General features: G+C 68.4%; 19 protein-coding genes. 10 read left to right on the forward strand and 9 right to left on the reverse strand.

What is annotated here, in order from left to right:
- Nucleotide 1: 1 nt before the first annotated feature.
- Nucleotides 2-1,054, reverse strand: a complete 1,053-nt coding sequence (locus tag ACYU7G_RS02310; protein ID WP_461104350.1) for an NAD(P)-dependent alcohol dehydrogenase — start codon at nt 1,052-1,054, stop codon at nt 2-4.
- Between the two features lie 66 nt (nt 1,055-1,120).
- Nucleotides 1,121-1,966, reverse strand: a complete 846-nt coding sequence (locus ACYU7G_RS02315; RefSeq protein ID WP_461104352.1) for a hypothetical protein — start codon at nt 1,964-1,966, stop codon at nt 1,121-1,123.
- Nucleotides 1,967-2,347: 381 nt separating this feature from the next.
- On the opposite strand from ACYU7G_RS02315, the gene ACYU7G_RS02320 reads away from it, so the two are divergent.
- Entirely contained in the window at nt 2,348-3,424 is a 1,077-nt protein-coding gene (locus ACYU7G_RS02320) for a branched-chain amino acid aminotransferase (protein WP_461104354.1), read from the forward strand.
- Between the two features lie 64 nt (nt 3,425-3,488).
- Here ACYU7G_RS02320 and ACYU7G_RS02325 read toward each other — a convergent pair whose 3' ends face one another.
- Nucleotides 3,489-3,995 (reverse strand): hypothetical protein, encoded by a 507-nt coding sequence (locus tag ACYU7G_RS02325; RefSeq protein WP_461104356.1) that lies wholly within the window; start codon nt 3,993-3,995, stop codon nt 3,489-3,491.
- Between the two features lie 52 nt (nt 3,996-4,047).
- On the opposite strand from ACYU7G_RS02325, the gene ACYU7G_RS02330 reads away from it, so the two are divergent.
- The 7 genes from ACYU7G_RS02330 to acs all read left to right on the forward strand — a co-directional run bounded on the left by ACYU7G_RS02330 (nt 4,048) and on the right by acs (nt 14,211).
- Nucleotides 4,048-4,686, forward strand: a complete 639-nt coding sequence (locus tag ACYU7G_RS02330; protein ID WP_461104358.1) for a nucleoside/nucleotide kinase family protein — start codon at nt 4,048-4,050, stop codon at nt 4,684-4,686.
- A gap of 479 nt (nt 4,687-5,165) precedes the next feature.
- Nucleotides 5,166-7,781: a hypothetical protein gene (locus ACYU7G_RS02335; protein ID WP_461104360.1), complete on the forward strand. Its 2,616-nt coding sequence runs from the start codon at nt 5,166-5,168 to the stop codon at nt 7,779-7,781.
- A 173-nt stretch (nt 7,782-7,954) separates the two neighbouring features.
- Nucleotides 7,955-9,187, forward strand: a complete 1,233-nt coding sequence (locus ACYU7G_RS02340) for an AGE family epimerase/isomerase (RefSeq protein ID WP_461104362.1) — start codon at nt 7,955-7,957, stop codon at nt 9,185-9,187.
- A gap of 71 nt (nt 9,188-9,258) precedes the next feature.
- Nucleotides 9,259-9,738 (forward strand): NUDIX hydrolase, encoded by a 480-nt coding sequence (locus tag ACYU7G_RS02345; RefSeq protein ID WP_461105132.1) that lies wholly within the window; start codon nt 9,259-9,261, stop codon nt 9,736-9,738.
- Nucleotides 9,739-9,808: 70 nt separating this feature from the next.
- A complete protein-coding gene (locus ACYU7G_RS02350; protein WP_461104364.1) occupies nt 9,809-10,627 on the forward strand; it encodes a Cof-type HAD-IIB family hydrolase in 819 nt (272 codons plus the stop codon).
- Nucleotides 10,628-11,187: 560 nt separating this feature from the next.
- Nucleotides 11,188-11,715, forward strand: coding sequence for a hypothetical protein (locus ACYU7G_RS02355; RefSeq protein ID WP_461104366.1), 528 nt, complete (start codon nt 11,188-11,190; stop codon nt 11,713-11,715).
- 510 nt (nt 11,716-12,225) lie between these two features.
- Nucleotides 12,226-14,211, forward strand: a complete 1,986-nt coding sequence (gene acs / locus ACYU7G_RS02360) for an acetate--CoA ligase (RefSeq protein WP_461104368.1) — start codon at nt 12,226-12,228, stop codon at nt 14,209-14,211.
- A 109-nt stretch (nt 14,212-14,320) separates the two neighbouring features.
- Here acs and ACYU7G_RS02365 read toward each other — a convergent pair whose 3' ends face one another.
- Nucleotides 14,321-15,169, reverse strand: a complete 849-nt coding sequence (locus tag ACYU7G_RS02365) for an SDR family oxidoreductase (RefSeq protein WP_461104370.1) — start codon at nt 15,167-15,169, stop codon at nt 14,321-14,323.
- Nucleotides 15,170-15,267: 98 nt separating this feature from the next.
- Between ACYU7G_RS02365 and ACYU7G_RS02370 the strand changes: the two genes are divergently transcribed.
- A complete protein-coding gene (locus ACYU7G_RS02370) occupies nt 15,268-15,660 on the forward strand; it encodes a winged helix-turn-helix transcriptional regulator (RefSeq protein WP_461104372.1) in 393 nt (130 codons plus the stop codon).
- A gap of 135 nt (nt 15,661-15,795) precedes the next feature.
- Nucleotides 15,796-16,380: a DUF3060 domain-containing protein gene (locus tag ACYU7G_RS02375; protein WP_461104374.1), complete on the forward strand. Its 585-nt coding sequence runs from the start codon at nt 15,796-15,798 to the stop codon at nt 16,378-16,380.
- 27 nt (nt 16,381-16,407) lie between these two features.
- Here ACYU7G_RS02375 and ACYU7G_RS02380 read toward each other — a convergent pair whose 3' ends face one another.
- From ACYU7G_RS02380 to ACYU7G_RS02400, 5 genes are all read right to left on the reverse strand, one after another.
- Nucleotides 16,408-17,379: a sulfate/molybdate ABC transporter ATP-binding protein gene (locus tag ACYU7G_RS02380; RefSeq protein WP_461104376.1), complete on the reverse strand. Its 972-nt coding sequence runs from the start codon at nt 17,377-17,379 to the stop codon at nt 16,408-16,410.
- Nucleotides 17,380-17,413: 34 nt separating this feature from the next.
- Entirely contained in the window at nt 17,414-18,349 is a 936-nt protein-coding gene (locus ACYU7G_RS02385; protein ID WP_461104378.1) for a sulfate ABC transporter permease, read from the reverse strand.
- On the reverse strand, nt 18,336-19,160 hold the full coding sequence (gene cysT, locus ACYU7G_RS02390; RefSeq protein ID WP_461104380.1) for a sulfate ABC transporter permease subunit CysT: 825 nt from the start codon (nt 19,158-19,160) through the stop codon (nt 18,336-18,338). The genes ACYU7G_RS02385 and cysT overlap by 14 nt, the downstream gene beginning before the upstream one ends.
- The gene (locus tag ACYU7G_RS02395) at nt 19,157-20,194 is read right to left on the reverse strand and encodes a sulfate ABC transporter substrate-binding protein (protein ID WP_461104382.1); all 1,038 of its coding nucleotides are present in this window, start codon (nt 20,192-20,194) and stop codon (nt 19,157-19,159) included. The genes cysT and ACYU7G_RS02395 overlap by 4 nt, the downstream gene beginning before the upstream one ends.
- Before the next feature lie 218 nt (nt 20,195-20,412).
- Nucleotides 20,413-20,751 (reverse strand): hypothetical protein, encoded by a 339-nt coding sequence (locus ACYU7G_RS02400; RefSeq protein ID WP_461104383.1) that lies wholly within the window; start codon nt 20,749-20,751, stop codon nt 20,413-20,415.
- Nucleotides 20,752-20,818 lie beyond the last annotated feature (67 nt).

The following is a 20,818-nucleotide window of genomic DNA, read 5'->3' on the forward strand; positions in this document are numbered from 1 at the left end:
ATCAGGCCCCGATCGTGGCGGCGTCGATGACGAAGCGGTAGCGGACGCGGGAGGCCACCACGTCGTCGTAGGCGCGGTCGATCTCGTCGCCCGCGATGACCTCCACCATCGGGCGGATGCCCTTCTCGGCGCAGAAGTCCAGCATCTCCTGGGTCTCGGGGATGCCGCCGATGTTGGAGCCGGCCAGAGCCCGGTTTCGGTGGATGACGTTGCCGAGGTCGACGCTGGTGGGTTCCGACGGCAGCCCCACCACGACGAGCGCGCCGTCGGTGTCGAGGGTGCGGAGCAGCGCGTTGGTGTCGATGCCGTCGGAGACGGTGCAGATCAGCAGGTCGAAGGAGTTGCGCAGCCCTTCCAGGGTGCCTTCCTCCGACGTGGCGTGGTGCGCGACGGCGCCGAGCTTGCGGCCGTCGGACTCCTTCGCGCGGGTGCGGGACAGCACGTGGGTCTCGGCGCCGAGCGCGGCGGAGATCTGGACCGCCATGTGGCCCAGTCCGCCCATGCCGACGACGCCCACGCGCTTGCCGGGGCCCGCGCCCCAGCGCTTCAGGGGGCTGTAGGTGGTGATGCCCGCGCACAGCAGCGGGGCCGCGTGCTCGAGCGAGATCTCGTCGGGGATGTGGAGGGCGTAGTCCTGCTCCACGGTGAAGCCGGTGGAGTAGCCGCCCGCGGTGGGGACGCCGTCGCGTCCGATGGAGTTGTAGGTGCCGACGGTGCCGCCCTCGCCGGTGCAGAACTGCTCCTGGCCGTCCTCGCACTCGGGGCAGGTGCCGCAGGAGTCGACGAAGCAGCCGACGCCAACGCGGTCACCCACCTTGAACTTGGTCACCTCGGAGCCGACCTTCGTCACCGTGCCCGCGATCTCGTGGCCCGGCACCAGCGGGAAGCGGGCGGGGCCCCACTCCTCGCGGGCGGTGTGGATGTCCGAGTGGCAGATGCCGGCGTAGGCGATGTCGAAGTAGATCTCCGTGGGGCCGGGATCGCGGCGGGTGATGGTGGTCCGGGTGAATGAGCCGGTGGGGGAGTCGATCGCGTAGGCGCTGACCTCGGGCACTTGACCTCCTGGGATGGGCGACGTCGCCAATCCTAGTTCGGTGGTGCCGTTGCCGGACCGAAAGCCTCACTCGCCGGAGACGGCCTCGATCCAGCTGATGGTCTCCTCGGTGACCGGGGCGCCGGGGACGGGCTCCTCGGCGCCGGCGTCGGGGACCGTGCACTCGGGCTTGACGCCGGGCTCGGGGCCGAACTCCTTGCCGCCGAAGACCTCTTCCTTGACGAACTCGTAGTAGCCGGCGAACTCGCCGGTGTCGTACGGGTTGTTCAGGGCGCAGCGGCCGACGTAGTAGCCGACGACGTCGGCGAAGGTCTCCGACTTGGAGCTGCCTGCGTAGTCGCCGAAGCGGCCCTCGCTGCGGAACAGGTCACCGAACTCCTGCCAGTAGGCCGGGTTGGAGTGGCGGTCCGAATTGAGGACGTGGGCGATCTCGTGGATCACCAGGCGGACCAGGCGGCCCTCGTCGCCGGCCTCGAGGGCCTTGGCGAACTTGGCGAAGTCCAGCGTCACGTAGCTGCCCTTGGTGAGGCTCCAGTCGCCCCATGCCCAGCCGGAGATCCGGTTGGCGTTGATGCCGACGTTGCCGTTCACCTTGGCCTGGAGGTTGGTGATGTAGTCGGTGCAGCTGACCGCGTCGAGGGTCTCCCACAGGATCTTGATGGAGGCGCGGTTCTCCTCGGTCCACTGCTTGCCGGCGAGCTTGAAGCCGAACGTCTCGGTGATCTGGGCCGCGATCGCGTCGATGCCGACGTCGTCGCCCGGCCACTCGTTGGTCACAGCGCAGGGGGTGGGGATGCCACTGACCGGTGCCACGGGCGGCGGCGCGACGGGCAGGGCGAGGGCCTGGGCTGCACCGAGGGTCGCCGCGGTGGCCAGAACAGCCGTCGCGACTCGCGTCAGTAGCTTGCGCACCGATCCACTTCCCTTCTGTGGCAACCCGTCCAAGATTCTCTCAGGTTTCTCAGAAAATCAAACGCGTCCAGCATCTGACCACGGCTTTCTCGTCTGACGGCCGGTTATGCGGAAGGCAAGCGCGTGCAACCGCCCTGCGGGTCCGCGGCGGGGTCCGTGCCGGGAGCCGTGTCGAGGGCCGCCACCGGTGTGCCCGGGGCCGCTGCCGTTGCGGGCGTGACCAGGCTCCGCGACACGCCGCATTCAAGCTCTGCAGAGCCTCAAGGGCGCCTCCCGCGGACGGCTGTCACGGCTGTCCCCGTGCCCCGTCGGGGTCGGGTGCGTGCGCCCGCCACGGACGCGGCGGTGACTGCGAGAGCGAGGCCCACTACTCTGGCCCCCATGGGTCAATTCGTTCTCAACCGCAGCCAGAACCCCACGTCGGAGGCTGAGCGCAACGCTGCGCTGGCAGACCCCGGCTTCGGTCGGTACTACACGGACCACATGGCCGTGATGAACTACACCGAGGGCACCGGCTGGCACGATCCCCGACTGATCGCCACGGAGGCATTCCAGCTCCACCCCGCCGCTGCCGTGCTGCACTACGGGCAGGAGATCTTCGAGGGTCTCAAGGCATACCGCCGCGCAGACGGCTCCGTGTGGCTGTTCCGGCCCGAGCGGAACGCGCGCCGCTTCATGGGCTCGGCCGAGCGCCTGGAGATGGCCGTCCTGCCGGAGGAGACCTTCCTCAACGCCGTCACCGAACTGGTCGAGCTGGAGCACCAGTGGGTGCCCGAGGGCGTCAACGAGCAGAGCCTCTACATCCGGCCCTACATGATCGCCGACGAGCCCTACCTCGGCGTGCGCGAGGCCCACAAGTACATCTTCGCGGTGATCGCCACCCCGGCCGGCGCCTACTACCCGGAGCCGGTCAAGCTGTGGATCACGCCCAACTTCACGCGTGCCGCCAAGGGTGGCACCGGGGCCGCTAAGTGCGGCGGCAACTACGCCGCCAGCCTCGCCGCCGCAAACGAGGCCGCCAAGCACGGCTGTGGCCAGGTGCTCTACACCGACGGCGCCGAGCACAAGTGGCTGGAGGAGTGCGGCACGATGAACTTCATGCTGGTCACCGCCGACGGCCAGCTCCTCACGCCCGCGCTCGGTTCCATCCTCGATGGCGTGACGCGCAACTCGATCCTGGCCCTGGCCTCCGACCACGGCCTCGAGCCTGTCGAGCGCCCGATCTCCATCGACGAGATGTGGGAGGGGCTCGACTCCGGCCACATCACCGAGACCTTCGCCTGCGGCACCGCAGCGGTGATCACGCCCATCGTCGGCTTCAACTCGCCCGACCGTGGCGAGGAGGCCGTGGGTGACGGCGCCCCCGGTGAGAAGACCCGCGCCATCCGCGAGCACCTCCTGGAGATCCAGTACGGCCGTGCCGAGGACAAGCACGGCTGGATGCGCCGCGTCGTCTGATCCAGGACTTCAGTTGAGCGGACGGCTCCGTCTCCGGTGCCGTCCGCTCCTCTGACCGCGGCGGTCAGTTGCCCGCGAGCGCGTCCTTCATGGACTCGGGACCCCAGGTGATGATCTGGGCGTTGGGGAACGCGGTGAACAGCACCGCGTTGCCGTGGCCGACGAACACCTTGCCGCCTGGGACTTCGGCGTAGACCTCATAGCCGGCCTCTTCCGCGCTGGAGTTCACCATGTCCACGACGGCGGTCTCGTCGGCGTCGGCGATCATGATCGACGTCTGCAGCGCCTGGGTGACCAGCGAGTCCTCCGGGATCCGCAGGCCGGTGGGGATCTGCATCTCCATCATGTTGGCGGTGATGGTCTCGGTGGAGACCTCGCCCTCGAACGTCTGCGAGTCGCCGCCGTCGTCCACCGGGGGAGCCGGGTCGCTCGGGTCCGCCGGTGCGCCGGTCTCCACCGGCTGGTTGCCGTCGGTGACCGGTGCCGGATCGTCGTCGCCGGAGCAGGCGGTGAACAGGGACACGGCCGCGATCCCGGCCAACCAGGCTGCGAGGGGCTTCTTCATGCGCATGGCGGCAATTCTATGCGCGGACCCAAGCACCCCCACCGCTAGTCTCGACCCCATGCAGGAGGTAGTCGACGCCACGGTGGCCAATCTCGTCCGCCGCGCCGAGAACCTCGCAGTGACCGGTGAGCGCCGGATCCTGGGGATCGTGGGCCCGCCCGGAGCCGGCAAGACGACGCTCGGGGCGGCCCTGTCGGAGGCGCTGGCGGAGCGGGTGGCGCTGGTCCCGATGGACGGCTTCCACCTGGACAACCCGGTGCTCGAGGCCCTCGGCAGCCGCGATCGCAAGGGCGCCCCCGACACCTTCGACGTTGCCGGCTTCGTGGCCCTCCTCCGACGCCTCCGCGCCCGCGACGGTCTCGTGTACGCGCCGCGCTTCGACAGGTCGCTCGAACTCGCCATCGGAAGCGCCCTCCCCGTGCCGGCCGAGACGCCACTCGTGGTGACCGAGGGCATCTACCTGCTGCACGACGCGCAGGGCTGGGAGGCGGTGCGGCCCCTGCTCGACGAGGTGTGGTTCATCGACGTCGCGCCCGAGGAGCTCCACCGTCGGCTGCTCGCGCGGCGGTTGGCCGACGGGGACTCCGTCGAGCACGCGACGGCGTGGGTGGAGGGTGTCGACGCCGTCAACGGGGCGCTCGTCGAACGGGGCCGGGGCAGGGCGGACCTGGTCGTGCGGATCGTCGGCGGGGCGTAGGCCCATTCCTCGAGCCCCCGTCCCGGGCCGGTAGCAGGTCGTCTCGACCAAACCCTTGACACGGATCCCTCGACGGCGATACGTTCGTTCGCACAACAAACTGACGAGGCCGTCAGTGGTCTCCTGCCCAATTACAACGTTGAAAATGCGGCGCCAGCAGCACCCTCGGGCACGTTCCATTGGTGATTCCGAAATGTGCTGTGTCCCTCAGAGGCCAATGGTCTTGAGGGTGGGGCCGTCGGAAAGTGCGGTTTGAACAACAAGTGGGGTGATCGCTTCTTCGTCGAATGGTCGGAACCCAGATGTCCGGAGTAACCGGTGTTTGGAGCATGAAAGTTCGTAAAACAATCTTGGAAGGAAGTACCGTGAAAAGATTACCAGTCCTGTCATTGGTTCTTGCGCTACTAGTTCTAGTTCTCCCGCAAGCAACTGCAACCTCGGCGGAACCGGACACTTGGCGGCAGGTCGACCCTGCCGATGTGGTGCCCGGGAAGAGCTATCTCGTCGTGTCCCCGGACGGCGCCCTCGTCAATGCCGAGGCCACGATCAGCACGCCCGGCGACGTCACCGGCGACACACAGATCGGCATGGAGTCCCGGCCGGTGACCATTGAGGACGGCTTGATCACATCCGAAGTGACGGATGACATGATCTGGCAGTTCGGCCCCGGTGCGAACACTGCGGAGCCTGCCGACGGCCTTGGCGAGGGCCCCGGATACTACCTGCTGAACGACGCTCCGGGTGCAGGGGGAGGCACGGAACCCTTGCGAAGGGAATCCAGCTTCAACGCGCAGCACGCCCCCCTCAACACCACCGGCGCAGCCGTCAACGGCAATCAGCAGAGCATGCTGATGCACGTCCTGGACGAGGCCGAAGGCACGGTGTCCCTCTACATCTGGGGCGGCGCGGATCAGTGGAACTTCGCCCTGACCGCCGCGGAGGGCGGCTTCACCGCCAAGAGCCACATCGCAGGTGCCACGAGCGCGGCCGAGTTGCTGCAGCAGATGCAGGCGTCACCTGCCCTGCGGCTTTACGAGCCGAACACGGACGTCGGTGAACAGCACTACGTGATGGCATCGGCCGGCGAGAACGGCAGCATCAGCCCGTCTTCCCCGGCAGGGCATGTCTGGGTCACCGAGGGCGAGGACCTCACCTTCGAATTCGAACCTGCTTTCGGGTTCGAGGTCGACACCGTGACCGTCGACGACGTGGAAGTGGCTTTCGCCGACAACCAGTACACAATGGAGAACGTCACCACAAGTGGTGCGCGAATCCATGTGACTTTCAGGCCGGACCCGAACGCAACGGAGATTCCGTTCACGGTGTTCAATGACATCCTCTCCGTGGGCAACGTGACCACTGCCGTCATTGTCGACCTGGGTGAAGGCAACGAGGCTGACCGTGACGACGTCGATGCCGAGATGTTTGCGGTGGCCGCGAAGAACACGAGGCTGGACGGATCCAGTGTGATCTTCGATGGAACGCGGAACGTCACGCGGGCCTATGTGAACGATGCTCCCGAGCCCCTCGGTTACATCTCACCCGAGCCGGGTTCAGATGACCTCGAACTCGACACGCCCGAAAGTGGTCGCTACATCGTTGTTGAACTCGAGTTCTGGAATGCCAACGGCTACACCTCCGGGTCAATGGTCTCCGGAAACCTGCAGAACGCATTCTCGGCAATCCTGAACTATCGCCTCAATGTGGATCGTGAGATCTTGCTGACAGACGGCACTGCCATCGTCCCGCGGTTCAGCCAGGCAGCAGTGGTCAACCCGGCGCTCGACAAGTTCGTTCCTTCCAAGACGAACGACGGCGGCCCGGGCAGCATGGACATCCTGCTCTCCATCGACGAGTCGTGGGAGGACGACGGTCCGCTGCCCCTGTTCATCTACAACCACGGCGGCGGCCGCGGTGGCCCTGCGGGCGACTACTTCGCTCCCGTGCAGACCGCGAACGGGGCGGCAGTGCTTTCCAAGCGTCAGTTGGAGAATCCCGGTGAGTACAACGCCCACATCATCGCCACCCAGAACCACTCGAACAACCAGGAGAACAACGAGGCCCTGATCGCCTACGTGGACGAACTGGTTGACGATGGCATCGTGGACCCGGACCGCGTCTACATGTCAGGTTTCTCGATGGGCAGCATGTACACGCTGGGCATGTACAGCCGCAATCCTGAGTTCCTCGCAGCCATCGTTCCGCTGGCCGGTGGCGGCCTGCCGAGCGAGGAGCAGCTCACGGAGAACCCCGAGCTGGGGAAGGTGTCTGTCTGGGCCCACACCCACAAGGACGACGGGGCCGGCAATTCCTGGACGGAGTACTTCTCCACGGGTCCGGGTGCCGGCGAGCTGTTCGAGGAAGCCAACGTCTCGGTCCTCGAGACCAACCAGGCGTTCAACTTCCCGTACTTCGGCTTTGACTGGACGCCCCATGAGACCGAGGCGCAGCTCTTCAGCAACAAGATCAGCCAGTCGAACACCGCCTTCGCATTTGGCGCCGGCCATGAGGACTTCGCCGATGGGACCATCTTCGACTGGCTGTTCGCACAGTCGAAGGGGACGACGGAGCCGGAACCCACACCGGATCCGACGGAGGAACCCACCGAGGAGCCGACGGCGGAGCCCTCGCCGGAACCCACTGAAACGGATCCGGTCACGCCTCCGGCCAAGCCGGGTGACCTGTACTCCACGCCCGGGTTCCACAACGTCAATGGCCGGTGGTGGTACACCGAGTGCGAGCCGTACTCGCAGACCATCCGGTGCACCACCGAGATCTGGGCCACCAGCGTCAAGGTGGAGGGGGGCCGGTTCGTGCAGACGAACGGCTGGGTGTTCAACAACCTCACCTACCTCCCGCACATGACGCGTGCGCAGTGGGCGAACAACCCGCTGGGAGTCGCCGGTGAGTGGACTGCGGCCGACGGCCGTCGTTGGAAGACGGAGTGCGACACGGCCCAGACCGGCCGGGACGGTTGCCGTTCCTGGGCCTGGTCCAGCATCGTCGCCAGTACGCAGGGCGCCGACGGTGTCTGGTCGCACCGCGTGACCGAGGACTGGGTGTTCAACAACATCACCCGCTTCAAGGTGAACTGATCCGCTGAGCGGCCAACGCAGATGGCCCGCTGTCCGTTCCGGGCAGCGGGCCATTCACATGCGCGGTGATGGGACTGCCGCCCACCAGTTCCCGCAACCGCGGGATCTCGCGTGCCAATCTCGGTGGCCGGGACAACTAGGCTTGGCCCACAACCGTTCTGGAGGAACCGACGATGACCCCTGGCGACGCCGCCCACCGCAAGACCGTGCGCGCGGAGCTCCTCCGCTTCGCTGCCGGCTCCCGACACCGCAACGGCTTCGGATACCTCGACGACGCGGGCGCGGTGGTTGCAGACCGGCCGGTTGAACTGTGGATCACCTGCCGGATGACGCACACCTTCTCCCTCGGGCTGCTCGCCGGTGAGGAACCCGCCGAAGGTGGCCCGGACGCCGCCGCGCTGCGGGACCTCGTCGAGCACGGTGTGGCGGCGCTGCTCGACGGGCCGCTGCGGGACACCGGCAACGGCGGCTGGTTCGCAGGCATCAACCCCGACGGGAGTGTGATCAGCGCGAAGCAGGCCTACGCCCACGCGTTCGTGGTGCTGGCGGCCAGCAGCGCCGTCGCGGCCGGTGCCGAGCGTGGGCAGGAGCTGCTCGAGCTCGCGCTGCAGGTCCAGGACGAGCGGTTCTGGGACGAGTCCGAGGGGCTCGTCGTGGAGGAGTGGGACGCCGACTTCACGCAGTTGGACGACTATCGAGGCGTGAACTCCAACATGCACACCGTTGAGTGTTACCTGGCTGCTGGGGACGTCACCTGGGACCGACGCTGGCACGAGCGCGCCGGGCGGATCGCCGCCCGCGTGGCCGACTGGGCGCGCGGGAACGACTGGCGGATCCCCGAGCACTTCACCACTTCGTGGGAGCCGATGCTGGAGCACAACCGTGACCAGCCCGCCCACCCGTTCCAGCCCTACGGCGCCACCGTCGGGCACGGGCTGGAGTGGGCCCGCCTGCTGGTGGCCACGGACCAGACCCTCGGCGACGAGGCCCCCGCCGGCCTGACCGAGGCCGCAGTCCAGCTGGCCGACCGCGCCTTCGCCGACGGCTGGGCCGTCGATGGTGCCGACGGCTTCGTCTACACCACCGACTGGGACGGCAATCCGGTGGTTCGCGCGCGGATGCACTGGGTGCTGGCCGAGGCCATCGCAACCTCGACGGTGCTCTCCCGCGTCGCTGGCGAGGAGCCCCACCGCACCGACCTGGACCGCTGGTGGGCCTACGCCGACGAACACCTCATCGACCATCAGCAGGGCTCCTGGCGACACGAACTCGACGAGACCAACGCCCCCGCATCCGAGACCTGGCCCGGCAAGCCCGATGTCTACCACGCCTACCAGGCCGCCATCATCCAGGACCTTCCGACGACGCCCTCGTTCGCCTCGGCGCTGAAGGCGGCGCGTTCCTGACATGCGCGCTCGTGCCAGTTTCCCTGAGGAGGTCGCCCCGCGACCGTCTCGAAGGGTGTGTTGACATGCCGATGAAGGCCATCATCGGCACCCTCGGCTACGTCCGCCGGGGCGACGAGGTGCTGCTCGTCCACCGGCAGCGTGACGGTGACGACCACCAGGGCAAGTACAACGGCCTGGGCGGGAAGCTGGAACCCGGTGAGGACGCCGTGGCGTGCCTGCGGCGGGAGATCCTGGAGGAGGCCGGCATCGTCGCCACGTCCCTGACGCTGCGCGGCACCATCGCCTGGCCCGGGTTCGGGTCCGACGGCTCCGACTGGTTCGGGCTGGTGTTCGTCGTGGACGGGTTCGAGGGTGAACCCCCCGCGCGCAACGACGACGGCCCCCTGTCCTGGGTGCCGATCGAGCGGCTGGGGGAACTCCCCATGTGGGAGGGAGACCGTCACTTCCTGCCGCTGGTATTCGACGACGACCCCTGCCAGTTCCACGCCGTCCTGCCCTACCGCGACGGCGTCCTGCTGACCGAGGCGATCGGGATCACCCGCCTGTGAGGTCGCTGGTTGAGCCGGGCCGGCGAGCCCTGCGAGTTGCCCGTGTCGAAATCGCCCGAAGGAGCAATGAATGACCCTCCCCCGACTGATCGCCACGGACCTGGACGGCACGCTGCTGCAGCCGGACACGTCCGTTTCTCCCCGCACCCGCGCGGCGTTGGACGCGGCGCGGGCGGCGGGCATCGTCGTGGTGCCGGTGACGGCTCGGCAGCCGATCGGGCTGCGGCTGATCGCGCAGGAGGCGGGGTTCGAGGAGTGGGCGCTGTGCGGCAACGCGGCGTTCGGTATCCATCTGGCGACGGGGGAGTTGCTGTTCGAGCGCGCACTGCCGGTCGACGTCCAGACTCGTCTCGTGGCCGACCTCGCCGAGCGCATCCCCGGCCTGCTGCACGTGAGCATCCGCGACGCGGGCGAGCGGTTCGTCGCGCAGGAGGGGTACGCGGCTCTGGCCACTTTCACCGACCATCGACGCGACCCTTCCACCATGGGCGGCGTCCATCTGGACGACGTCCTCGCCGAGCCCAGCCTCAAGCTGGTGCTGCGCCACCCCACCGTGTCCGCGGGGGAGGTGCTGGCTTTGGTGGAGGAGCTGGACGGTGCGGGATTCGAGGCCACCACCTCCGGCGCCCCGTTCGTCGAGGTGATGGCGGCGGGGGTGAACAAGGCGTGGGGGCTCGCGCAGTTGTGCAGCCACCTGGGCATCGCCGCCGACGAGGTGCTCGCCTTCGGGGATGCGCGCAACGACGTGGAGATGTTGCGCTGGGCGGGCCGGGGCCTCGCGATGGCCGACGCCGACGTCGTCGTCAAGGAGGCCGCGGACGGGATCGCGCCCGCGAACACCGAGGACGGGGTTGCCCGGGTGGTCGAAGCGCTCCTCGCCGACGCCTGACCGCCGGCCGCAATGCTGCAGTCGCGTCCTGTGCCTCCGCACGTCCGTGGGTCGTTGGGTTGGCTGTTCCCTGCTGGTGTCGCACTGTGTCGCGGTTGTGACCGGTTACCTGCCGTCCAGGTCGATCGAGTGCTCTGAAATCAGAGCACCGGCAGTGCTCGCCGCATTTCGAGGTAGTTCAGGAACGCCCTGTCCGGTGCGGGGGCTTGGCCCGCAAGGGCATTCCGGATGCCCCTGCCGGTGTCGTCGGCTCTCTCGCCGGCCAACGGGGCGATCCGCGCCTGAGCATCTTGATCGGTGCCTCTGGGGAGATTGCTCGGATTTCAGAGCACTCGATCCACTCGTGGTCACGGTAAGCGCTTGCTGCGCGGGGACGATGTGCCGAAAGCAGGGAGATGGCCCGGGCATGCCGTGGTGGACGGCGCCGAAGCACGGGAGGGCTCAACCGTGGCGCGGCTCAGGGAGCATTCAGGGACGACAACCATTGCCCGTGACCCTCTCCCGGACAAGACTGGAGATTGGCCGTGAGCAACCGCGCGGCCGGAACAGGAGTCGCAGACATGAACGACAACCCGAAGCCAGGTAGTTGGTTCGACACCAACGCCACCAAGTCAGCCGAGGACAAGCAGGCCCAGTCGGACAAGGCCAAGGAGCAGCTCGAGGCGCTCGGCGAGGACGCCAAGCAGCAGGCCGAGAAGTTCGGCGAGGCCGCCCGAAAGTTCGCCCAGGACGCCGGCTATGCCGCTGCCGGGTTCGCCGGACTCGTCGGTGACAAGGCCAAAGCCTTCTACGAGGAGCAGAAGCAGCAGTACGCCGAGACCCACCCCGACCAGGACAAGGACCCCGGCGCCAAGGAGTTCCTGGAGCAGCTCTCCGACAAGCTGAACAAGTTCGTCGAGGACCTCGCCAAGGGCTTCCGTGACCTGTCCGAGCGTGGCCGCGAGTCTTGGAGCTCCAGCACCGACGACGAGCAGACGGCCGCGCAGGAGGACGTCACCGACGTCGTGGGTGGTCAGGACCTCCACGAGGAGCCCGTCGAGAACGAGACCCCCTCCGGCGTCACCGACGACGAGCGCAACGACCTCTGACCCCACCCCTCAACCCGACCCGACCCGCCGAGCAGAATCGCTGGGAAGGTGGCCCGCCACCTCCTCGACCGATCCTTTCGGCGGGTCGGGTCGTGGCGTGTGGGGGAGAGCGCCTGCGGGCCACCAGGACGCCTCCATGCCGCCGCGGCCGCCTCGCCGCTGCCACGCTGTTGGGCCACCCTGCCTTGCCAACGCCGTCAGCCACCCCGGTGTGCCACCTTCGGGCCACCCCGGCGTGTAGGCCGCCGCGCTCACACCGGCCGCGCCCACACCGTCGGACTGCGCGAGGCTGATCGCCCCACTGCGCACTTGGGCAGGAATCACTGTTCACTTGTGTAGCAACCTCTCGCCCCGGGCCCCCTGTTGTGGTTTGGTTGGGTGCGGGTAGTCCGGTTCGTGGCCAGAGTTGGTGCCGGTTGCCCGCGCATGGCTTTCCAGTGCCGGGCCCAGCCGGTCGGCCGTGCGTGACTTTCGATTTGGGCCCGAGTTGATTCGCAACAGGAGACACCGATGTCTGAGCAGGCAGCCGATACCGCCGTCCTCGTCGAGGAGCGGACCTTCCCACCCAGCCCCGAGTTCGCGGCAGCCGCCAACGGCACGCAGGAGCTCTTCGACAGCGCGGGCGAGGACCGCCTCGCTTTCTGGGCCGAGCAGGCCCGCAAGTACGTGAAGTGGGACAAGGACTTCGAGGAGGTGCTCGACTGGTCCGACGCCCCGTTCGCGAAGTGGTTCGTCGGGGGCAAGCTGAACGCCTGCTACAACGCCGTCGACCGCCACGTCGAGGCCGGCATCGGTGACCGCGTGGCCTTCCACTTCGTCGGCGAGCCCGGCGACCACGAGGCCGTCACCTACGCAGACATGCACGAGCGGGTGCAGCGCGCCGCCAACGCCCTGCTGGACCTGGGCCTCAAGGCCGGCGACACCGTCGCCATCTACATGCCCAACACCCCCGACGCCGTGGTGGCCATGCTTGCCTGCGCCCGCATCGGCGCACCCCACTCCGTCGTGTTCGGCGGCTTCTCCGCGGAGGCGCTGCGCACCCGCATCGACGACGTGGGCGCCAAGCTGGTCATCACCGGTGACGGCCTCTACCGCAAGGGTGCCCCGTACGCGCTGAAGCCGGTGGTCGACGAGGCGCTCGCCTCGGGCGAGTCCACCGTCGAGAATGTGCTCGTGGTGCAGCGCACCAAGCAGGACATCGGTTGGGTGGAGGGCCGCGACCACTGGTGGCACGACGCCCTGGCAGCCGCCGAGCCGAACCACCAGCCCGAGTCCTTCGACTCCGAGCACCCGCTCTACATCCTCTACACCTCCGGCACCACCGGGAAGCCCAAGGGCATCCTGCACACAACCGGCGGCTACCTGACGCAGGCCGCGTTCACCAGCCACGTCGTCCACGACATCCACCCGGAGACCGACGTCTACTGGTGCACCGCGGACATCGGCTGGGTAACCGGCCACTCCTACACCGTCTACGGCCCCATGACGCTGGGCGCCACCCAGGTGATCTACGAGGGCACCCCGGACCAGCCGCACAAGGGCCGCTTCTGGGAGATCGTGCAGGAGCACAAGGTCTCCATCCTCTACACCGCCCCGACGGCGATCCGCACGTTCATGAAGTGGGGACGCGACATCCCCGACCAGTTCGACCTCACCTCCCTGCGCCTCCTCGGCTCCGTCGGCGAGCCCATCAACCCGGAGGCCTGGATCTGGTACCGCGACGTCATCGGCGGCGGCGAGACCCCCGTCGTCGACACCTGGTGGCAGACCGAGACCGGCGCCATCATGATCACCCCCGTCCCCGGCGTCACCGCCGCCCGTCCCGGTTCGGCGCAACACGCGATCCCGGGCATCAGCGCAGTCGTGGTGGACGATGAGGGCCGCCCCGTCGAGCGTGGCTCCGCCGGCTACCTGGTGGTCACCGAACCGTGGCCGTCGATGCTGCGCGGCATCTGGGGTGACCCGCAGCGCTTCAAGGACGGCTACTGGAGCCGTTTCCCGGGCATCTACTTCGCCGGCGACGGCGCCCGCCTCGACGAGGACGGCAACATCTGGATCTCCGGCCGCATCGACGACGTCATGAACGTCTCCGGGCACCGGCTGTCAACCGCCGAGGTCGAGTCCGCCCTCGTCTCGCACGAGAAGGTGGCCGAGGCGGCCGTCGTGGCCGCGTCCGACGACGTCACCGGCCAGGCGATCTGCGCGTTCGTCATCCTGCGCCAGGACGCCATCCACGAGGCAGACGAGGAGGGCGAGGGCGCGGACCTGGTGGCGGAGCTGCGTGGCCACGTGGCCCACGAGATCGGCAACATCGCCAAGCCGAAGAAGATCATGGTGGTGCCGGAACTGCCCAAGACGCGCTCCGGCAAGATCATGCGCCGCCTGCTGCGCGACGTCGCGGAGAACCGTCAGCTCGGCGACGTCACGACGCTGGCCGACGCCTCCGTGATGAACCTCATCTCCGCGGGCATCGAGTCCGGCAAGGGCGAGGACTGACCCCTGGCGCGGCGTGACCAGCGCACGCGCCACGCCGGGGTGGGCGCCCTCCAGAGCAGCCCCCTCGGCGCGTCGCGTGCTGTTGTCACACCCTCCGGTGTTGCGAGTGTCAGGCGGACAGGGCCTCGGCGGCCGGCGTTGACGGCCGACCGATCAGGTCCTGCAGGTCCGTGCTCTCGTTGTAAAGGGCTCCGCCGGCGATGACCGGGTCCATGCCGGCGAACATGGCCGCCACCTCGGCAGGCAGGCCGAAGCCCTCCAACGTGGCGCGGTACTCGTCCGCGGTCTGGTTCACGTAGGTGACCTCGGAGCCGATGACCTTGCCGATCGCGTCGGCGATGCCTTGGTAGGTGAGCGCGGGTGCGCCTGCCAGCTCGTAGGTCTTGCCCGCGTGGGCCTCGCCGGTGATGACGACGGCGGCGGCCTCTGCGTAGTCACGACGGGCGGCGCCGGAGACCTTGGCCTCGCCAGCGGCGCCGAAGAACTTGCCGGCAGCCTTGCCCGATTCGATGCCCGAGGCGTAGTTCTCCCAGTACCAGCCGTTGCGCAGCAGTGCGTGCTCGATGCCGCTTTCGGCCAGCAGCTGCTCGGTGCCCTTGTGCTCGGGGGCCAGACCGAGCTCGGAGGTGTCCAGGTTCAGCAGGCTGGTGTAGGCGATGAACTTCACCCCTGCAGCCTTGGCGGCGTTGATGATGTTGGTGTGCTGCGCCAGGCGCTGGCCCACCTCACTGCCGGAGACGAGCACCAGGCGGTCCACGCCGTGGAGTGCCTTGGTGAGCGCGGCCTCGTCGGCGTAGTCGGCCACGCGGACGTCGATCCCCTTCTCGGCCAGCGGGGCGGCTTTGGCCTCGTTGCGGACGACGGCGACGACGTCGGCCGGGGCGATGCCACGGGTGAGGAGGGAATCGATGATGTGGCCGCCCAGCTGGCCCGTTGCTCCGGTTACTGCGATGCGCATTGTGGTGCTCCTTGGTAGGTGATGTGCGCCCAGTCTTGCACTAATTATTCGTAAGCGCCAACTTTAAGTAAGCACTCACGGGAGGTAGGGTGTGGGGTATGTCAGTTCCCGAGGAGGCGCCCGTCGAGCCGTTCGAGGCCGACGTTTTTGCGCGCGGCTGCCCCTCCCGCCAGGTTCTGCAGCACCTCACTGGGCGCTGGGGGGTACTGGCCATCGCGGCCCTGAGGCTTGGCGACGGCGCCCTCCGCTTTGGGGAGATCCGGCGCCGGATCGACGGCATCAGCGACCGAATGCTGTCCCAGACGCTTTCCCAACTCGAGCACGACGGCATGGTCCATCGCACCGTCCGAAGCGGGATCCCTCCCCATGTGGACTACGCCCTGACGCCGCTTGGGGCCAAGCTTGCCGAGCCGCTCCTGGCCCTCATTGACACCCTTGAGGCGGAGTTGCCCCAAGTCCTCGAGGCCCACAAGGCGCAGACCCTGCGCTGAACCGATCAGCCTCCTTGATAACTAGTGACGCGCCAGTCCTGCGCCGCGGAAGCTGCGCAGCTGTTTGGATCATCGACCAGGACGTGCACTCCTGGACCGGTAGCCTCGGGGAACATTGCCCGATGGAGGATCCCTGTGAACCAGTACGCGCGTCTCATCATCCCGGCTCTGGCTGCGGCCGCCCTGGCGTTACTGGGGGCGTGCTCCTCGCCAGAATCCGACGGGCCACCTAACCCTGCCCCGACCCTCTCCCCTGAGGAGACCACCGACGGAGGGGCCACTCAGGCAGCTCCCAATGAGACCGCTGACACCGAGATCACCTCCGGACCCGGCGCCGTCGTCCGGGTGGGCGACGATGAGGAGTACCGCATCACGGATGCCGCTCAGCCTGTCACCGTTGAGTGCGTCGGCCGGGGAGACGTCAAGGTGCACGCCGCAGCCGTCGTCACCATCACTGGTGCCAACTGTGACGACATCGAGGTGCGCGCAGACGGTGCCGTCCTGGAGATCGAGGCCTCGGAGGATCTGGACATCGAGGGCAACGGCAACATTGTCACCATCGGCGCCGTGGCGGACGTGGACATCAAGGGCAACGAGAACGTCGTCACAGCCACCCAGATCCGCTCAGACATCGAGGTCGAGGGAAATGACAACACCGTCAGCTTCAGCGACGGTTCGCCGAAGATCGAGGACGAGGGAACCGGCAACACCATCGGCTGACCTGTCCGGACGGGTCCTGACGTCTCCTCAACCGGCCAGCGGCTCGGGGACCTCCGGTGCCAGGCAGTCGGAGCGCAGCCACACGCGGGCACCCTCGGCCAGGTCCAGGCTGCGGGCGGCGGCGCGGGTCATCGTCGCGACGACGGACTCGCCGCCGTCGGTGAGGACGCTCAGGCGCACCTCGAAACCCACCCGCAGTGCCCGCTGCACGGTGCCTGCGATGGCGCCGGGGGTGTGGGCGGTGTCCACCTCGACGTCGTGGGGCCGCACCAGTTGGCCGTCCAGCCTGGTGACGGGGCCGAGGAAGCTCATCACGAAGTCGTTGGCCGGGGAGTCGTAGAGCTCGTCGGGGCTGCCGATCTGCTCCACGCGACCCTCGTTGATCACGACGATCTCGTCGGCCACCTCGAGCGCCTCCTCCTGGTCATGGGTGACGAACACCGTAGTCACGTGGACCTCGTCGTGGAGGCGTCGCAGCCAGTCGCGCAGTTCCTTGCGGACCTTCGCGTCCAGCGCACCGAACGGCTCGTCCAGCAGCAGCACGTTCGGCTCGATCGCCAGCGCGCGCGCCAGCGCCATGCGCTGCCGCTGACCGCCGGAGAGCTGCGATGGCAGCCGGTGCGCGAACTGGCGCAGGTGCACCAGATCCAGCATCTCGTCCACGCGGGCACGGATCTCGTCCTTGGGGCGCTTGCGGATCTCCAGCCCGAACGCGACGTTCTTGGCCACCGTCATGTGCTTGAACGCGGCGTAGTGCTGGAACACGAACCCGACGTTGCGCTTCTGGGCCGGCAACGTCGTCGCCTCCACGCCCTCGATCTCGATGCTGCCCGAATCGCAGCCCTCCAGGCCGGCGATGATGCGCAGCAGCGTGGACTTGCCGCCGCCGCTTGGCCCCAGCAGCGCGGTCAGCTGCCCGGCCGGGATGGAGACGTTGACGTCGTCCAGCGCCACGAAGTCCCCGAAGCGCTTGTTGATGCCCTTGACCTCGATGCTCATCGCGGGCTCCTTCCTTGATTGCTCGTGCGGGTGTTCATCGGTTGCCCCTCGGGCGGATGGCGGCCACGACGATGATGCAGGCCACCGACACCATGGCCAGCAGGAACGCGACGGCGTAGGCGCCGGGCTGGTTGAAGTTCAGGTACTGCTCCTCGACGACGAGGGTGGCGGTGCGCGTGGAGCCCAGGATGTTGCCCGAGACCACCTTCACGGCCCCGAACTCGCCCAGCGAGCGGGCCAGCGAGAGGACGACGCCGTACACCACGCCCCACTTGATGGCGGGCAGCGTGATGCGGCGGAACGTCTGCAGCGGCCCGGCGCCGAGGCTCTGCGCGGCCTGCTCCTGCTCGGTGCCGATCTCCTCCAGCACCGGCACCACCTCGCGGATCACCAGCGGCAGCGCGACGAACGCCGTCGCCAGGATGATGCCGGGGGTGGCGAAGATCACCTGGATGCCGGCGCCCTCGAGGGCCGGGCCGAACCAGCCGGAGCGGCCGCCGTAGACCAGCACCAGCGCCAGCCCCACCACGACGGGCGAGACTGACAGCGGCAGGTCGATCAGGGCGCTTAGGACCCGCTTGCCGGGGAACTCGTAGCGCACCAGCAGCAGCGAGACCCCCACCCCGAACACGGTGTTGACCAGCACCGCCACCAGCGCCACCACCACGGTGAGGCGGAGGGCGACGGCGATGTCCGGGTCTGCCAGCACGCCCAGTAGGACGTCGGGGCCGTCGGCGAAGGTGTTGATCGCCACCAGCGAGACGGGCCAGGCCACCAGCATGAACAGGTAGAACACCACCAAGGCGCGCAGCACGTAGCGCAGGGGCCCGCGGTTGCCGTGGACGACGGAGTGCTTGCCGGGGTTCCCGCGCGCGGGGCGTCGCAACCGACGCTGGGCGTCGGCGGCATCGGGGGCGGCGGGGGCGACGTCGGTGGCCTCGAGGACGTCGGCGGTGTCAGTGCTTGTCACGGCCGGATACCTTCCGCTGGATGATGTCGAGGGCCACGATCACCGTGAGGGCGATCACCAGCAGCACCGCGGCGATGGCGGCGGCGCCGGGGAGGTTGTCGTTCTCGATGCTGCCGAGCATCCGCACGGAGGTGACCTCGGTCTGGAACGGCAGGTTGCCCGAGAGCAGCACGAGCGAGCCGTACTCGCCCATGGCGCGGGCGAACGAGAGCGTGGCGCCGGCCATGATCGCGGGCGCCAGGCTGGGCAGCAGGATGCGGCGCAGCACGGTGAAGCGGCTCGCGCCCAGTGAGATGGCGGCCTCCTCCACCTCCACCTCGATCTCCTCCAGCACCGGCTGCACGGCCCGCACCACGAACGGCAGGGTCACGAACAGGAACGCCAAGAACACCGCCGACGCACGGTTGGCCACCGAGATCCCGAACGGGCCGTCGCTGCCGTAAAGCGAAAGCAGCACCAGGCCGGCGACGATGGTGGGGAGCGCGAACGGGATGTCGATCAGCACTTCGAGGACCGACTTGCCCCAGAACCGGTCACGCACCAGCACCCAGGCGATCACGGTGCCCATCACCACGTTGACGGCGGTGACGAGGAACGCGTGGGTGACGGTCAGCCGGATGGCGGCGGCGGTCTGCTCGTTGGTGATGGCGGCCCAGAACGCGGGCCAGCCACCCTGGCTGGCGGTGACGAGGATGGCCAGCAGCGGGATCAGCACCAGCAGGCTGAACCAGATCATGGCCACGCCGAGGCCCAGGCCGGCCGACCGGGTGAGGGTCGACCGCCTGGGCTTGGCGATGGTCGCTGCGGTCACTGGGTGGCTTTCCCGGACTTCGCGATGGCCTCGATGACGATGCCGCCGTCCTCGGCGAAGAACTTCTCCGTCAGGGTGGGCCAGTCGACGAAGTCGTCGGCCACCGTGAGCAGGTTCGGCACCTGGGGATAAGGGTTCGACGGGTCGGCCGCGCCCTCGACGGTGCCGCCGTAGTCGACGTCGTCGCGGATGGGGCGGAAGCCCTTGAGTGCGAACTCGGTCTGGCCGGCGTCGCTGAGGACGAACTCGAGCCAGTCGGCGGCGACGGGGGTGGCGTCGATCAGTACGGCACCCGGGTTCTCGATCAGCAGTGTGGTCTCGGGGATGACGTATTCGAAGCCCTGCCCGTTCTGCGCGGCGAGGATGGCCTCGTTCTCGTAGGCCATCAGCACGTCGCCGGTGCCTGCGAGGAAGCCGGTGGTGGCGTCGCGGCCGCTGTTGGGCAGCGAGACCACGTTGGCGAAGAACGCGTCGAGGTACTCGGCGGCCTCCTCCTCGGTGCCGCCGTTCTCGACCACCTGTCCCCACGCGGCCAGCGCGTTCCAGCGGGCCGCGCCGGAGGAGGCCGGGTTGGGGGTGACGATCTCGACGCCGGGCTCGAGGAGGTCCTCCCAGGTCTGGATGTTCTTCGGGTTGCCGTCGCGGACGCCGAAGACCACCACCGACGATGACACGACGCCCTTGTTCTCACCCTGGTCCCAGTCCTCGGCGACGAGACCCTCGTCGACGAGGCGGGTCACGTCGGAGGCGACGGAGAAGTGGACGTAGTCGGCATCCAGTCCCGCCACGACGGAGCGGCTCTGGTCTCCCGAGGCCCCGTACGAGGTGCGGAACTGCACGCCGGCACCCGCCTCGGTCTCGTTGAACGCCTCGCCGATTGCCTTGTTCGCGGCCTCCGGGACGGCGAACCCGACGATGGCCAGCGTCTCGGAGGCGGCGTCGTCGCCGCTGCCGGGGGATGCGCCGCTGCAGGCCGTGAGCCCCAGTAGTGCGGCGGTGGTGGCTGCGATCGCAGCGCGAAGCCTGTGGCTCATTGCCCTTCCCTCTTCTCTGGAACTCGGTGTCCTGCCCATCTGGCAGAGCACGGACGCTACGGGAGGAAAGGGGGCGCTGAACAGGGAAAACGGCCCTGTTCGCCGAGCAGCGAAATGATTGCCCGATCGGGAATTAATCGGGTCCCGGCGGGGTTCTGGGGAGTTCCCCGACCTGCGGTTTCCGGCCCGGCGGGGCGGGCTCCGGCCCCTGGTTCGGTTCAGCCGCGGACCAGCACCAACGTGACCACGGCGATGAGGACGAGGATCGAAATGGCCGCCGCGACGATCCCGACGACCACGCCCGCGCGCCTGCTGATGCCCCGGCCGTAGCCGCCCGGCGGTGTGGGAGCCGGTTGGTACACGCCGTAGCCCTGTTCGCTGTAGGGCTGGGGCGGTAGTTGGCCGCCGTAGCCGCTCTGGGGGAAGTCCTGACCGTACTGGGACGGCTGCTGCCCGGCGTCGAACTGGGGCTGCTCCCAACCTCCGTGTGGCGGGTGCGGTGGCCGGCCGTGCGGATGGTTCGGGTGGTGTCCCTGCGGCCCCTTGGGGGTGCTCATCGTGGCCTCTCCGTTGCGTGTGGTTCGGCTCTCCATCGTGTCACGGGGAAGGGCCGCGATCCCGAGA

The organism is Tessaracoccus terricola (assembly GCF_054776555.1).

Bases quoted from the DNA above. Each gene is read 5' to 3' on its own strand.
- acs (WP_461104368.1), top strand. From the start codon at position 12,226: ATGTCTGAGCAGGCAGCCGATACCGCCGTCCTCGTCGAGGAGCGGACC.
- ACYU7G_RS02325 (WP_461104356.1), bottom strand. From the start codon at position 3,995: ATGCGCATGAAGAAGCCCCTCGCAGCCTGGTTGGCCGGGATCGCGGCC.
- ACYU7G_RS02365 (WP_461104370.1), bottom strand. From the start codon at position 15,169: ATGCGCATCGCAGTAACCGGAGCAACGGGCCAGCTGGGCGGCCACATC.
- ACYU7G_RS02330 (WP_461104358.1), top strand. From the start codon at position 4,048: ATGCAGGAGGTAGTCGACGCCACGGTGGCCAATCTCGTCCGCCGCGCC.
- ACYU7G_RS02320 (WP_461104354.1), top strand. From the start codon at position 2,348: ATGGGTCAATTCGTTCTCAACCGCAGCCAGAACCCCACGTCGGAGGCT.
- ACYU7G_RS02395 (WP_461104382.1), bottom strand. From the start codon at position 20,194: ATGAGCCACAGGCTTCGCGCTGCGATCGCAGCCACCACCGCCGCACTA.
- ACYU7G_RS02400 (WP_461104383.1), bottom strand. From the start codon at position 20,751: ATGAGCACCCCCAAGGGGCCGCAGGGACACCACCCGAACCATCCGCAC.
- ACYU7G_RS02345 (WP_461105132.1), top strand. From the start codon at position 9,259: ATGAAGGCCATCATCGGCACCCTCGGCTACGTCCGCCGGGGCGACGAG.
- ACYU7G_RS02380 (WP_461104376.1), bottom strand. From the start codon at position 17,379: ATGAGCATCGAGGTCAAGGGCATCAACAAGCGCTTCGGGGACTTCGTG.
- ACYU7G_RS02350 (WP_461104364.1), top strand. From the start codon at position 9,809: ATGACCCTCCCCCGACTGATCGCCACGGACCTGGACGGCACGCTGCTG.
- ACYU7G_RS02370 (WP_461104372.1), top strand. From the start codon at position 15,268: ATGTCAGTTCCCGAGGAGGCGCCCGTCGAGCCGTTCGAGGCCGACGTT.
- ACYU7G_RS02355 (WP_461104366.1), top strand. From the start codon at position 11,188: ATGAACGACAACCCGAAGCCAGGTAGTTGGTTCGACACCAACGCCACC.
- ACYU7G_RS02340 (WP_461104362.1), top strand. From the start codon at position 7,955: ATGACCCCTGGCGACGCCGCCCACCGCAAGACCGTGCGCGCGGAGCTC.